Raw genomic sequence first — 14,608 nt, forward strand, 5'->3', positions numbered from 1 at the left:
AACTATTTGATTTTAGCAACCACTGTTACAATCGATTTGGGAGATACCGTAAGCTCTTCTGCTGGCTCCACTGCTGGCTCCATGTTTTTGGTATTTGTGGAGGTATAGGTCGTCACTTCGTTATTAATGAACTCAAAGTCTTCACCGTAATTTTCGAAACCGAATGTCTCTGCTTTATCCCCATAATTGATCAAAACCATGACCAACTCCTTGCTGTCCGGGGAGAGGTATGCCGAAGCCATTAGGTTTCTGGAAGCCTTGGCTTCAGTGGTATAGAGGTTGTTTTTAATGGCAATACGCTCATATCCGGGCCGAATAAATCTGCTAAAGTGACCTAATGTCCAAAGCTGTCGGGAAACGATAATCTCACCGGAAGAAGACGACCGGCTTTGCACATCGGATAACCAGACAATAAGACCAAAACGATTTCTATGATCACCCCAATCAGAGGCGCTACATGCTGTCCAAAAGTTCCAACCAGTAGCATTGGCCAATGTCACATCCCAATGTATGATTCGTGCGAGCCAGAGCATGTAGTCTATTTCCTTCAGACTATCCGGGTTTCTCCCCTCCTGATATGCCGTGCCTAGCAAACTATACTCCGTCTGCCAAAAATCCACTCCAAGTTGATTGGTCTTGCTAAGCAGAGCCTTTCTATTGTCAATGGCCGTTTCTACAGTTTGATTCGACCAATAACTATGACCAGCCACCAGGGGAGCCACAGTATTCATGTTACCCAGATACAGGTCGCTTGTGGGATTCCAAAAAACATTCACCTGATCTGATGTAGGTGCATGGTTGGCCACATAGCTGTGCAATACTGGCAAGTCACCAGCTTCCGGGAGCAACATCTTGGTTGGTTGGCCTTCTGCTTCAAACACCTCATGAATGGCCCGGGTCAGGTTAAAAGCTTCCTCATTGGAGCAGTAGCTACCCTCCTGCTTGGATTCTCCAACTTCCGCTTGCCATGCCCACTGTGGCTCATTGATAATACTCAGATAATCAATCGGTAAACCCGCCTCCCGGTGATAGTTGAGAAACGAATGAAGGTACCCTGCAAAGTCGTCATACTTATCTTCCTGGAGGTTTAAACCGGCAGTACCAGGGGTACAAAAAGTATAGCCGTTTTTGGTCATGAAGTACGGAGCTGAAGTAACCCAACCTGTGAAATAATCTACCCCGTACTCCCTGGCTTTTTTCATAAACCACCGCGTACCTACCTGATTATTTTCCCAATCATAAGAACCATCCGGCTGCAACGCACACTCAGTTTCCCTGAACCAACCGCTGGCCTGGAAACCACTATTTTCCATATTAGCACTGCCTGCACCCACATTGACTCGCCACATGGACAACCCAATTCCTTTTGGTTTTCCGCTGCTGTCAAATTCTTTACTGAAGAATAACTCCGCAATCATTTCCCGATCTTCGATCGGCCAGTTTTCTCCGAGGGTTTCAGATGACCAACCATCAGATGCACCAAAATGGTGCATCCTTTGGTATTTGGTATCAAGGTCTATGATCAGGCCTTTGCCAGAGTTATCACCCCCAAACTTAGGATCATTGGGATCAGTAAAGTCATCTTCACATGCAGTGAATGAAAACACCACAACAACGGCGATGAATAATGTTTTGAGATTCTTAAGTTGCATTTATACTCGTTAGTAATTCGGATTTTGCTCTATTCGCCCTTCACTAAGGACAATTTCACTGTGTGGTATCGGCCAAACGAGGTGCTTGTTCACATCGAAGGTTGAACCCTTGCTCTGCTTCTCCTTTAGGTTGCCCAGCTCATACTCATCCGTACTTTCCTGAGTATTGTATTTCACAAAAGATCCATTTGGCCCTAATACAGAGGCTATTCGTGGAACACCATTCACCTTTTGTCTGCGCAAATCATATAGTCTGTGCTGCTCAAGTGCCAGCTCCAGTCTTCGCTCCTTCCAGATGGCATCTCGCAGGGCTGTACCTGACAGAGACATATCTGTAGTAAGACTGACCCGATCTCTAATCATCTTCAGCTTAGCTACAGCCTCGCCTTCATCACCGGCAAAATACGACGCCTCGGCATAGATGAGTATTAGGTCTGCATAGCGCATCAAAATGTGATTGAGTGGCAGATTGCGGGGACTGTAAGGTGTCTCACGATAGGCTGTAGGAATGTAAAACTTACGATTGATACGTGCAGACTTATTCCTGGAGAGACCCGCGTCGAACTCGGTCACCTCAGGATCACCATACACCGGCTCTCCATGCTTTATAATGGTATTACGCAGGCGAATGTTATCACCCTCTGCCAGGTATGCCTGCTCCAGGTTGCTGGAAGGTACACACCAGCTCCAACCACCATCTTCACGAGAACCTGTGGTGACACCAAACACTCCGCCGATACTAAAAGTCGGATCAGATCTGAACTGTATTTCAAAAATGGACTCAACTCCGTTTGGATTGACCACACTCCACACATCATCGAAACTAGGCTCAAGCTGGTACTCACCAGAGGCGATCACCAAGGCTGCCATATCTGCGGCTTCCTGCCATTTTTCCTGAAAGAGATATGCCTTTGCCAAATACGATTGAGCGGCACCCTTAGTAGCTCGTCCCATATCGCCGGCAGCATACTCACTTTTGAGTGGCAGCAAATCAATGGCATCCGTGAGGTCCTGCTCGATGAGCGCCCACACTTCAGCCTCAGGCTTCCTGACGTATTCGCGAATTTCTGACTTTAGAAGCTCATCAAATGTGGTAATGATAGGCACTCCGCCAAAATTCTTCACCAGCTCAAAGTAAAAATGAGCTCTCAAAAATTTGGCTTCTCCCTGAAATCTTTTTTTGAGGTTTTCATCAAAATCGACATTATCCATTTCCTGTATGATCAGGTTACATCGGGTGATTCCACGAAACTGATAGTTCCAGAAATTCATGAAGTAAGAAGATCCTACGTCTACATTGTCAAAATGCGCAATGGTAAGGATATCCGGACGTGACTGCTCAGTATTTCCCGCCCAGCAGTCGTCCGTAGCCATGTCTGTAATCTGACGAAAGAAATTAATTTGCCACCAGTCATTTTCCATGACACCATCATAGGCGCCATTCACAAAGCTCTCCACAGATTCCTGACTGGAAAATATTTCTGTAAGTGTCGGTTTTGACCGTACAGGCTCTTCGAGAAAGTCTTCACAGGCACTGAAAAGTACCACTGAAAGTAGAATGAATATCTTTTTCATAATTGAATATTTTTTGTTGTTCACAAATGGCCTGAAATCACTCCAAGGCCATTTTACGTTCACTTTTAGAAGTTCAAATCAAGACCTAGCACAAAGGTTCTGTTCATTGGGTACCCACCGTAATCCATACCATATCCATTGATGATCCCTCCGGAAGTCACCTCCGGGTCAAACCCACTGTATTTGGTAATTGTCCAGAGGTTTTGTCCGGATACATATACCCTCATCTTCGTGTTTTTTACTGAGTTGATGGTATATCCTACCTGGAGGTTCTTCAATCGTGCATATGAACCATCCTCTACGAAATAGTCGGAAGAACGCTTGAAGTTTCCATTGGGATCATTCTCCGTGAGCCTTGGGATGGAAGCATCAAGGTTGGACTCACTCCAAACATCATTGAAGAGCCCTTTTCTTACATTGGTACTACCCGCACCTGAGGTTTGGAAGTACTTCATATAATTGTACACATCATTGCCAATAGAAGCATACCACTGCATAGTGAAATCAATGTTTTTGTAGGCCGCTGAGACATTTAACCCAGCATAGAAGTCAGGAAATGGATTACCAATGATTGTCAGGTCATCCTCATTGAGTTGACCATCATTGTTTTGATCAACAAACTTAAGGTCACCAGGCTGTGCACTTGGCTGAACCAAATCTCCATTATCACTGGAGTGGCTGTTGATTTCTGTTTGATTCTGGAAAATGCCATCGGTTTCATAACCGTAGAATAATCCAACAACTTCTCCGAGCTGGGTGATTTTCAGAAAGCTATTTCCAAGAACCTCCTGTTTTTGTGCCAGGAGTTGATCATTACCCGGAGCGAGAGCCTTTGCTCTACTTTCGTTGGTATTCACGGTAGCGAGTGCATTGATTTGCCAATCGCCTATCTGATTGTTGTATCCTACTGAGATATCCCAGCCTTTGGATTCAAAGCTTCCTACATTTTGCATAATGTTACTAGGACTTCCTGTGTACAGGGGAAGTGTAGTAGCGAAAAGTAAGTCCTTTGATTCCTTCACATACCGCTCTACGGATACAGTGACCTGATCCTTAAACAAACCCGCTTCAATACCTACATTGACATCCTGTACCGTCTCCCATTGCAGATTAGAGTTACCAAACTGAGTGATCTGATTGGTAATTACCCTGTCTTCATTTTCGCCAAAGACATAGCTGCCGTCTTCTACCAAAAATAAGAATGCAGAGGAGGGTATGTTTTGGTTTCCTACCTGTCCAAATCCGGCTTTGAGTTTAAGATTGGAGACAAAAGGCACATTGAAAAAGGACTCGCTGCTAATGTCCCATGCGGCGGATGTACTGAAGAAATTTGCCCATTGATTAGCCGTAGGAAATCTGGAGGACCCATCCCTACGGTACGATGCTGACACAAAGTACTTTTGATCGTAGTTGTACATCACCCGACCCAAATATGACATCAGGGAGTTGGCATCTTCGTTGCCATTGGCCTGGATAGATTCACCAGTCGTGGCATCCAGATACCTGAATTTTTCATCATTGAGGATGATGTCTGTACGACTTCCACGCAGGTAATTCTCCTGATAATATTCAGCCGTATATCCTACGGTGGCGTTCAACTTATGATCACCGAAGGACTTATTGAAAGTTGCGAGGTTATTCCAAACGTAGCTAAACGTATGATTAAACTGCGTAGCCACACTGCTTTGCTGGTTCTCTTCCAGATTGGGCTCGATCACAAACTGCGGATTGAAGACTTCATTGCGCGTTTGTCCAAAATTCAACCCTATGCGAGATGAAACTGAAAGGAAATCAGTGATGTCGTATTCCAGATTGGTATTCGAAAAGAATCCAAAGAATCTGGTTTCGTTAAACGAGCGGTTCACACTCCCCACCGGATTCCATACATAGTTGTTAGAGCGCGCATAAATGCTGAATTCATTGCGGCCATCACGCTCATCAACAGGAATGTATACAGGAGTCAAAGGATCTATTCTTAACGTACTCCAGAACTGATTGGGAGTGTTCTCCCAGTGCTCGTAGCGTGGGTTGAAATCTTGCTGCAGAAACAATTTATCCGTAATGGAATAGTCGATATTGACCCTACCGGTAATTCGCTCCCAGTAGCCTTTTTCAAGATGGGACTTAGACTTATGATACCCAATACTTGACAGGTAATTCAGTTTTGAGCTTCCTCCTGATAATTGCAGATTGTAATTCTCCACGCTGGCATTGTCCTTATATACTTCCTCCCACCAATCTGTAGACTCGTTGATTGTGCTCAGATCGTATGGTTCTGGTAATCCGTCACTAACGGCACGTGCGTTCATCACCCGGGCATACTCCTGCGCATCTGCCACTTGTGGTTTTTCCAGCCCTTTCAGACCATAGGAAGCACTAAATGAGAATTCGGGCTCTCCTGATTTACCCCTTTTTGTATTGATGATAATGACTCCATTTGATGCCCGCGTGCCATATATAGACGTGGCAGAAGCATCCTTCAAAATCTGAATATTATCAATGTCCGATGGGTTCAAAAAGTTAAGATTGGAGCCTTGTGGTAGTGCCACCCCATCCACAACAATCAACGGACTGGTATCGCGATTGGTGACTATACCACGAATCAAAATCTGTGGTGAAGCCCCAGGGCCCCCACCTCCACTGATTACCTGTACACCAGAGGCAAGTCCTTGCATGGTTTCTGAGACATTCCCTACCGTCATCTTGGTAAGATCCTCTCCCTTGACCGTACTGATTGATGAGGTAATTTCTTTCTTAGTAGCAGTACCATATCCGATCACCACCACCTCTTCAAGATCATGCACATCTTCAGTAAGGCTGATGTTCAAACTAGACTGGCCGGCTATAGCAATTCGCTCTGTTTTAAACCCAACCATAGAGACCACCACCACGGGGTTTTCTCCCTGCAAGGTAAATTTGAACTTGCCATCCATATCGGTAATGGTACCGTTGGTGGTTCCTTCCTCCAGGATAGTAACTCCCGGAAGCGACTCTCCTTCAGCTGACACTGTACCGCTCACCTGCTGCTGTGCCCACGCAGTGAGTGCCAGCATAAAAGTGAAGGCAGTTAATAGAGTATTTCTTATCATCTTCATCATTTTTTAGGGGTAAGACGTACATAATTTAGGTGAGTATCAAAGCTGAACTCATAGGTACCAAATGCATCTTCGGTAAAGGAATAATTACTTCCGCCGTTGCGCACACTGGCTTCTGGTTCAGTGCTATTGTCAAATCTCCAGAAGTCACTCCAGCCGTTCTCATTCGCTCCAAGTATGAAACCTCCTTCATTGTCTCTGGAGGGATCCTGATCGTAAAATTCCAACTCACCGTGAAACAAGTAAGGATTGTTTGCGTCCTTTGTCAACCTTTTACCACTGGCAAAGTGCCAGCACTGGGTCACAGATGGATCTGCATTTTGCTCGCAGGTACTGGCACCGTTTACCCGGATTCCTGTTCCCATCACCATCGTGTAGGCGTAAGCACTATCTACAGCCACATAGGTTTCGGCAGTGTAAGAAAGGTCCTCGAGATTGATGAGTATTTCATAGTAACCTACCTCAGTTAAAACGATAGGATCCACCGCTGCATCCACAGCAAGTTGGAGGGTATTCGCCTCTGAGCCTGCGCCAATGGTCAGTGGGGCAAATGAATCTTTGCTTGGAATGAATCTCACCGCTGTATTGGCGGTATGATTGTAGTATTTAGCCTGGAAGGCCTTTCCTTTCATGGCTTCATCTTCCACATCGCCAACCCTTACAGGAACTCCCATTAAGGCCGCCTGCAACTCAGCATCAGTATTAACATCAGCAAGATACATCTGCTCAAAAGGTGCTCTAACGATCAGCAGAATATGCTCAGTGGTAGTATTCCCACTCACATCCATTGCTGTAACTTCCAATTCATAATTGCCCTCCTTTAAGAAATTAAGGGCCTTTTTGTATTGATATGAAACAGAGTTGATGGCCACCTCATCGGAAAAGGCTTCATTTGAAATCGTCAGCGTAGTGATGTCTTCAGCATCTTCTATCTTAAGGTCCAATGTAACATCGCTTCCATCAATCATAAAAACTACTCCCTTTGCGGTGTTGTTGATAATTGTTGGCCCTTCAGTATCAAGTGAAAGTGATAAAGTAAGAGTATCACGAACTTCCACATTGTTGGCATTGGTTACCCACAACATCAACATGTATTGCCCACCTACCTTAGCCGAATCAGGAATGTTAAGCTTATAATCCAAAGTGTAGCTGGTTTCATTCCCTACCGCTATCGACTCGCTGATGGACCAGTTGTCCTGTACGATTGTTACCTCACTGATCCCTACCGGATCTGTAATGGTAGCCGATACTGTTGCTTCCCCGCCTGGAAGGCTGCGAGACACCGCGGCATCCACAATTCGCGCTTCTGAATCCGGGATTTCAAAACCCTCCTCCGCACAGCCGTACCCTAGCGCCAGAAAGAACAGGGCCAGAATACCATATATGTTATTTTTTTGTATCATCATTTTAAAGTTTAGTCAGTTAGCGTTATTTCTTAATCTGAATGCGATTCAGATGAGTGTCGAAAACAACCTGGTAAACACCGTACACATCCGCTGTAAAAGTGTAGTCGGTACCCCCGTTCGGAACGGCAATAGAAGTTTCCACCGCATCGAACCGCCAAAATGGACTCCACCCTGCATCATTTGAATTGAGAATAAATCCATTGCTACCACCATTCCCTTGATCTTTGAGAGTCATCTGACCTGTAAACCTGTATGGGTTGTCTGGGTCTTTAGTTAACCTTTTTCCTGATCCAAAATGCCAACACTGTTCTGTTGCAGGGTCAGCATTGCTTGCACAAGTGCTGGCTCCGCCTATCTCCACGCCAGTACCGACTACCTGCACAAAATCAAATGTGGCATCTGTAGGCTGGTAAGGGGTAGTGGTGTAAGTCATGGTGATAAGATTCATACTAATCTCATAATAGCCTTTTTCCTCCAACACTATGGCATCTATGGCACCATCTGTACTAATGGCCAATTCACCCGGGGTGGTGCTACCAAAAACAAACGGTTTAAAGGAGCTCTTTTGAGGAACAAATCGTACTTCTGTATTCGCTGCAGGGCTATAATATTTAATGGTAAAAACCTTACCCTCTTCTCCCTCAGTAGTACTGCTAAGCGCCGGAAGTGGCACTCCCATCACATCAGAGGTCAACGCCGACTCCTCAGCGATATCTGCCAGGTACATCGCCGGAAATGTCAAGGACTCTTCTACATTGACACTAATGGTTTTCGTACTGAGATTGCCAACAGCATCTGCCGCCGTAATCTGAAAAGTAACAACTCCTGCTACAGAAAAATCCAGATCTCTGGAAAAGGAATAGCTCTGGTCAGCTAACTCAATGGTCTCTAACAATCCACCCCCTACTACCTTGACATAGGCAATATTTGACGGATCGTTGACCTCAAACGCCAGCGTAAACTCACTATCCGGACCAGCTATGTAGGTACCTCCATCAGAAGGACTCGCTATAACGATCTGAGGCGCTTGATTATCAGCTGAGAGACTTACCTGAATGGTCTTAGTAGTAGACAGACCGGCTTGATTAGTTGCTGACAATCGAAATTCATGAACAGAATTGACCTCTGCCTCACCAGGAACATCAAATTCATAATGAAAATCATATTGCGTCGGTGTTTCCTTCAATTTGATCACCTTGTCCAGTGACCAATCCAGGTATTCTATTTCTACTGTAGCAATACCGGCAGGATCAGATATCAATCCACTTACTTGCAATCTCTGCCCAGGCAGACTAGTAACCACATCCTGAATGTTTAATACAGGCTCCGAAGAAACATCCGGGTTCTCTTCAGTGCATCCCTGAAAAAATAGCAGGGCAATGCACCAAACGATTAAAAAACTCTGGTTAAAATATGACATAGACTTTTAGTTTGATATAAACTCATTTAGGTGTTAGGTAATAAAAGTGACAGATACCGAATATCTAACAACTTGCCCGGGGTAAATTCATCATTTTGTTAGTTTTCGCTTCGTTAACGATTCCAAAATTATCATTTTCATAATTAAAGCAAATGGAGTTTTCTTGTAATAACATGGACAATATCCCAACTTTTAATATTAAAATATTGTACTATATTGAAGGTGTTAAACTGACATAACATGCAGAAAAACAAATCATTAAACCGAGGTTTTAAGGGCGAAAAAATTGTGGTAATTCCCCGAGGAATGCTCCATACTCAAACCAAACGAGCCCTAACCAACAACCTCTTCATTACAGATATCGGGTATTTTCCAAATGCCCTCTCGCATTACCGCAAACGTCCCAAAGGCTGCCCCGAATACATACTTATCTACTGCATCGACGGGAAAGGGGGCATCAAGGTGGACGGTAAATATTATGATCTGGTTCCCAATTGTTTTTACATCATTGAACGTGAAAAAACACACACTTACCATTCGAATAAAACACATCCATGGACAATCTATTGGGTACACTTCTATGGAGCCAGCGCTGACCACATATTTCGACGATTTACCGAACTCAATCACGGTAAGCCAGTATCTATCCCCTATCAGCAAAATAAAATAGCAGAGTTTGAGTACATTCTTGACATCTACAAGCTGGGATTTACAGAGCAGGTTTTTGAGTACTCCAGCATGCTCCTACACAAGCTATTGGGGTCGTTTATTTATTACTCGCTAAAATCCAACACCAAAACCGAGTCTTACAACGACGCGTTGGTAAACAGTATAACCGAATACCTCAATGACCGCATTTTTGAATCCATTAGAATCGACGATATCGAAAAGCGGTTCAACCGGTCATCTTCAACGCTGTTCACTCTTTTCAAAAATAAAACCGGATATTCCCTCATACATTTTTTTAACCTCATCAAAATACAAAAGGCCTGTGAGCTGATGAACCTCACAGACCTTTCCGTTAAAGAGATTGGTTACAAACTGGACTTTCAGGATCCCCTTTATTTTTCCCGTGTATTTAAAAAGTATATGGGTTCTTCTCCGTCAGTCTATCGCAAAAATCTCTAGGTAGTTTATCGGATCACTACCTTACGTACTTCGCTTCCAGCTGGTGTGACAATCTCTAACAAATACAATCCTTTGCTAAGGTTTGATAGAGAAATGTCCATATATTCCACATTCCGCTGATAAACAAGCTCTTGTCCGCTCACCGTAAGTAACCTCACGGACTCCAGCGGTTGACCTGAGGTCACATACAATCGATCCTGCGCCGGATTTGGATATACACTCACTGATGCCAGTGGTTCCTTCTCTGCGGCATACCTCGAACCCGAGACAGATTCAAAAACCCATTGATAATTACCATAACCAAGGTATTCCCATTGAATAACATCCGCACCGTTGATCAAGCTCGCACCCGTGACAGCCAGGGATTTGGAAGTAGCATGTTTAGGGGTAATCCTGTACAGTCCTGATCCCACAGAAGTGATTGAAAACTTCTGGTTCTCAGCCTCAAGGTCTGTGTATAGATCCACTACGGCTCCATTACCGGTAGAACCTCCATTAATGGTTATTACTTTTTGATTGTATACCGGACGAAATTGGTAGTATCCATCGAGTCCGGCTGTTACTTCAAACTTCAGGTTATCCTGATTCAAATACGACCACTGCTCTATAATGGCTCCATTTTCAGATGAAAACCCCGCCACAGACATGTACTTACCAGAATGATTCGCTTTGATCATATAGGTGCCGTCAGAAATGGTGGTACCTGGGCTCACAGACTCAAAAGACCAGTAAAAATTATCCGTATCTAAATCTGCCCACTGCACCACGTCGGCTCCATTGGTGGTACTTTCTCCCGATACAGCCAGATATTTACCACTATTTTTATTGACGATTTTGTAGTACCCTGAGCCCACTGGCACGGCAACAAATCGCTGATGATCCTTGCCCTCCTCAGTGAGCTGCTTCAGAGCGGCACCGTTTCCGGTTCCGGCACCATCAATACCAAGTGTCAGCTCATTATATCTGGGCTTTATCACATAGTCTAACCCGACTTTCTCCACAGTAAACTTGAGGTTATCCTGATCAACATAACTCCACTGTTCTATTACCGACCCACTGGTGGAAGTAGCCCCTGCCACAGAAAAGTACTTATCGCTGTGCTTGGCCTTAATCATATAGAGACCATCTGCTAATGGCGAAGGCTCTGAGGGTGTTGTCACACCAACTACAAAAGTGGTAATGCTGTAAGCAGGAGCAGTATAGCTCAGCGTACTACTTGTAATGGAAGTATTGCTCAGTGTGGCGGCATTCTCACTTGCAGATGTGCGAATGGTCTGTGCTGAACTCCCCACTGAAGTAAATCCGGAGAGATCACAGGAGATCGCATTAGAACTGGCCGTGTTGTTGATAGCCACCATCACAAGTTCTGTTTTGGCTGGATTCAACGCCGCCACCACATTATCGTCACCCGTGAAAATAATCTGGTAGCCCGCTTTAATGTACTTTGACATTTGCTTTCGTACGTAATACGACTTTTGTTTGGTGAGCGTTTGAGTAGTGGTATCCAGTGTATAAAAACCCCAACGATAGTCGGTACTCACCGCCTGCCAGTCCACCCATGCCGTGGTATGCATGCGATTGAGATCCAGCATGATTCGCTGAGCCATGACCAGATGATTTTCAATCCCTGTAGAACCAACGCCCAGTGGTCCGGATTCCGACTGCCAGAGCTTCAGCCCCCGACTGTGCGCTGCTTCAGATACGGCCGAACGCTTGCTCCCGGCATAGCTATGCGTATTGATTTGCAAAAGTTTATCAAACAGATTGTCTGTATGAAGGTAGTTCTGAAGGGTACTGGCTGTATAGTCTATGCTATACTCATCAGCTGCACTCACCCCACAGTACGCAAGCATTCCTTTGCTTTGGAGTTGGCTATACAGCTCTGCAATCACCTCACGCTGACGTTCCTGGCCTATTGCGCACCCTTCCTGACTACCACCAAAGGACCAATGATTGGATCCCGGCTCATTTAACCCGCTGACTGTACCGAAAGTGATCCCCAGTGAATCGTGATAGTACTTTACAATATCTGTAAGAAAATCAGCGTAATCATCCACCATCGCTGCACTCAAATTCTCCGCTCCTCCTACTCCACCAGCTGAGCAACCACTAACCGTCATCCAATATGGCGGAGTATAGGAAATAGCTTCAAGAATCGATCCGCTTCTCAACTGAAGCAGCTTTTGCAGAACTTTTCGCTGAGCTGCGTTGGCGGTCCAGGTATAACTACTGCCACTTGATGTCTTATAGCTGGTAATTTCGCCAGAGTCCCATCTAAAGTGATTAGCGTTGGTACCACTATGAACTGCAGGATCATCCCCTCCGTGAATGTTATACCTAAAAACATTCATATTCAATTCATCCGTGTCAGTAAGGTCTTCGCTTACCGCCTGAATGACAGAATCCGGCCAGGTACCTACAATATTTGCCCACCAGGACAACGAAGTACCCCAACCGTCTATGGTCTGATACCTTACATCAGGATTCACCTGGATGGATTGCCCGAAAACCGGCCCCATGCACAGGAGACAAATGGCTACAAAGTAAATTTTCTTCATCATTTTCATTTAGTTGTTGATTGAAAATGAAAGATTGAAAACATTAATGTGAATTAAATGGACTATTAATTATGAAATATGCAAAATACCACACCTTTGAGTTGCGTGAATTGAAATATTGCGAAACCATACGATGTATCGTCCTTAATCGGTTACATTATTAAATAACCTGTATCTCATGAACGACACTCATCTAAGTCAACAAAACACCGCCTTGCTACTGGCTGCCATCACCATCCTCTATAATCTGATAGAAGGAATTGTTTCTACCACGTTCGGAGCAGCGGATGAAACATTGGCACTCTTTGGTTTTGGGGTGGATAGTTTTGTCGAGGTTCTCTCTGGTATTGGCATTGCACACATGATTGTGAGAATGAAAAAACACCCCATCGAGCGTAGAGATCAATTTGAAATTACTGCACTCAAAATAACCGGCACTGCCTTCTACCTGCTGGTTGCGGGATTAGTTATTGGTGCCATCCTCTCTATCCTCTATCAGGCTAATCCGGAAACCACCATTGTTGGAATCATCATTTCCACCATCTCTATTCTTACCATGTACATTTTGTACCGGCAGAAATTAAAAGTTGGGCAGGCACTAAAGAGTGAGCCCATCATTTCAGATGCCAACTGTACCAAAACCTGCTTTTACCTTTCCTTCATATTACTGGGTTCCAGTGTTTTGTATGAATTTTTCAAAATCCCCTATGTAGATGCGCTGGGCAGCCTTGGAATTGCCTGGTATGCTTTCAAAGAAGGACAGGAAGCTTTTGAAAAGGCCAGAACCAGAACCTTAGGGTTCGCTGACCATTGCTGTGACTAGAAGTCCATTGGGTTTTGCGGCTTCATTGTCTTGTCTACCTCAAATACTTATCGTAATATTGCAATAACATAATCAAAAAAAGATGGGTGTAACAAAAACAGACCTTTTTTCAACCACACAGAATGAGATAGCCGTAGCGGCCAAGGCATTTGCCCACCCTGCTCGTGTAGCCATCATCCAGCATCTATTAAGCACCAATGCCTGTGTCAATGGGGATTTGGTACAGGAACTGGGCCTGGCTCAGGCAACCGTCAGTCAGCACCTGCGTGAACTGAAAGACATTGGCATTATCCAGGGAACCATTGAAGGTTCACGCATTAGCTACTGTATCAGCCCGGCACGGTGGGCGGAGATCAAAGGTCAGTTTAATGAAATATTCAACCAGTTTGAGACGCCTTCATCACAAGGTTGTTGTTAAAAAAATTGTTCCTTCATATCCTAATATTGCAATAACATATACTCCATGAAACTATCAGAAATCAAATCAGTGCTGTCAGAAATACAGGAGGTAAAATTTATCCTCCCCAATGGCGAGCCAGTTCCTGCTCACTTTCATGTGACCGAAGTAGGAAGTATTCAAAAGCACTTTATTGACTGTGGCGGAACGGTAAGAAAAGAATCGGTCATCAACTTTCAGTTGTTCACCGCTACTGATTATGACCATCGATTGGGTGCTCAAAAGCTTCGTTCTGTCATAGAACTCTCTGAAAAACATCTGAGGCTTGAAAACTTAGATGTTGAAGTAGAATACCAGAGGGAAACCATTGGCAAGTATGGTTTAGAACTCATAAATGGTGCTTTTCATTTGACCAATACTCAGACCGATTGTCTGGCTAAGGATAAGTGCGGAATTCCTCAGGAAAAACCGAAAATCAGGATGACCTCTCTACAATCACAGGAAAGCTCATGCACTCCGGGATCGGGGTGTTGTTAACAAACCTAAGTCACAAA

Annotated in this window: 10 protein-coding genes; 4 read left to right on the forward strand and 6 right to left on the reverse strand. The window is 44.5% G+C overall.

All coding sequences use genetic code 11. The features are described 5' to 3' along the window. Nucleotides 1-2: 2 nt before the first annotated feature. The 5 genes from RIH33_RS11890 to RIH33_RS11910 all read right to left on the reverse strand — a co-directional run bounded on the left by RIH33_RS11890 (nt 3) and on the right by RIH33_RS11910 (nt 9,148). Nucleotides 3-1,652, reverse strand: coding sequence for a glycoside hydrolase (locus RIH33_RS11890; RefSeq protein WP_406653067.1), 1,650 nt, complete (start codon nt 1,650-1,652; stop codon nt 3-5). Nucleotides 1,653-1,661: 9 nt separating this feature from the next. Continuing rightward, nucleotides 1,662-3,227 carry a RagB/SusD family nutrient uptake outer membrane protein gene (locus tag RIH33_RS11895; RefSeq protein WP_406653069.1) on the reverse strand — a complete coding sequence of 522 codons (1,566 nt, stop codon included), beginning with the start codon at nt 3,225-3,227 and terminating at the stop codon, nt 1,662-1,664. Nucleotides 3,228-3,292: 65 nt separating this feature from the next. Further along, nucleotides 3,293-6,316, reverse strand: a complete 3,024-nt coding sequence (locus RIH33_RS11900) for a SusC/RagA family TonB-linked outer membrane protein (RefSeq protein ID WP_406653071.1) — start codon at nt 6,314-6,316, stop codon at nt 3,293-3,295. Between the two features lie 5 nt (nt 6,317-6,321). After that, entirely contained in the window at nt 6,322-7,728 is a 1,407-nt protein-coding gene (locus RIH33_RS11905) for a hypothetical protein (protein ID WP_406653073.1), read from the reverse strand. Nucleotides 7,729-7,750: 22 nt separating this feature from the next. Continuing rightward, nucleotides 7,751-9,148, reverse strand: a complete 1,398-nt coding sequence (locus RIH33_RS11910) for a hypothetical protein (protein WP_406653075.1) — start codon at nt 9,146-9,148, stop codon at nt 7,751-7,753. Between the two features lie 306 nt (nt 9,149-9,454). Here RIH33_RS11910 and RIH33_RS11915 point away from each other — a divergent pair, with 306 nt between their 5' ends. Next, nucleotides 9,455-10,276, forward strand: coding sequence for an AraC family transcriptional regulator (locus RIH33_RS11915; protein WP_406653077.1), 822 nt, complete (start codon nt 9,455-9,457; stop codon nt 10,274-10,276). A gap of 5 nt (nt 10,277-10,281) precedes the next feature. On the opposite strand, the gene RIH33_RS11920 is transcribed toward RIH33_RS11915, so the two are convergent. Further along, entirely contained in the window at nt 10,282-12,837 is a 2,556-nt protein-coding gene (locus tag RIH33_RS11920; RefSeq protein ID WP_406653078.1) for an RICIN domain-containing protein, read from the reverse strand. A gap of 175 nt (nt 12,838-13,012) precedes the next feature. On the opposite strand from RIH33_RS11920, the gene RIH33_RS11925 reads away from it, so the two are divergent. The 3 genes from RIH33_RS11925 to RIH33_RS11935 all read left to right on the forward strand — a co-directional run bounded on the left by RIH33_RS11925 (nt 13,013) and on the right by RIH33_RS11935 (nt 14,591). Continuing rightward, nucleotides 13,013-13,657 carry a cation transporter gene (locus RIH33_RS11925; protein ID WP_406653079.1) on the forward strand — a complete coding sequence of 215 codons (645 nt, stop codon included), beginning with the start codon at nt 13,013-13,015 and terminating at the stop codon, nt 13,655-13,657. A gap of 82 nt (nt 13,658-13,739) precedes the next feature. Next, nucleotides 13,740-14,075 (forward strand): ArsR/SmtB family transcription factor, encoded by a 336-nt coding sequence (locus RIH33_RS11930; protein WP_406653080.1) that lies wholly within the window; start codon nt 13,740-13,742, stop codon nt 14,073-14,075. 45 nt (nt 14,076-14,120) lie between these two features. After that, nucleotides 14,121-14,591: a DUF6428 family protein gene (locus RIH33_RS11935; protein ID WP_406653082.1), complete on the forward strand. Its 471-nt coding sequence runs from the start codon at nt 14,121-14,123 to the stop codon at nt 14,589-14,591. Nucleotides 14,592-14,608: the final 17 nt, after the last annotated feature.

Source organism: Marinoscillum sp., assembly GCF_040222955.1.
GTDB lineage: Bacteria > Bacteroidota > Bacteroidia > Cytophagales > Cyclobacteriaceae > Marinoscillum.

Bases quoted from the DNA above. Each gene is read 5' to 3' on its own strand.
- RIH33_RS11890 (WP_406653067.1), bottom strand. From the start codon at position 1,652: ATGCAACTTAAGAATCTCAAAACATTATTCATCGCCGTTGTTGTGGTG.
- RIH33_RS11895 (WP_406653069.1), bottom strand. From the start codon at position 3,227: ATGAAAAAGATATTCATTCTACTTTCAGTGGTACTTTTCAGTGCCTGT.
- RIH33_RS11900 (WP_406653071.1), bottom strand. From the start codon at position 6,316: ATGATAAGAAATACTCTATTAACTGCCTTCACTTTTATGCTGGCACTC.
- RIH33_RS11905 (WP_406653073.1), bottom strand. From the start codon at position 7,728: ATGATGATACAAAAAAATAACATATATGGTATTCTGGCCCTGTTCTTT.
- RIH33_RS11910 (WP_406653075.1), bottom strand. From the start codon at position 9,148: ATGTCATATTTTAACCAGAGTTTTTTAATCGTTTGGTGCATTGCCCTG.
- RIH33_RS11915 (WP_406653077.1), top strand. From the start codon at position 9,455: ATGCTCCATACTCAAACCAAACGAGCCCTAACCAACAACCTCTTCATT.
- RIH33_RS11920 (WP_406653078.1), bottom strand. From the start codon at position 12,837: ATGATGAAGAAAATTTACTTTGTAGCCATTTGTCTCCTGTGCATGGGG.
- RIH33_RS11925 (WP_406653079.1), top strand. From the start codon at position 13,013: ATGAACGACACTCATCTAAGTCAACAAAACACCGCCTTGCTACTGGCT.
- RIH33_RS11930 (WP_406653080.1), top strand. From the start codon at position 13,740: ATGGGTGTAACAAAAACAGACCTTTTTTCAACCACACAGAATGAGATA.
- RIH33_RS11935 (WP_406653082.1), top strand. From the start codon at position 14,121: ATGAAACTATCAGAAATCAAATCAGTGCTGTCAGAAATACAGGAGGTA.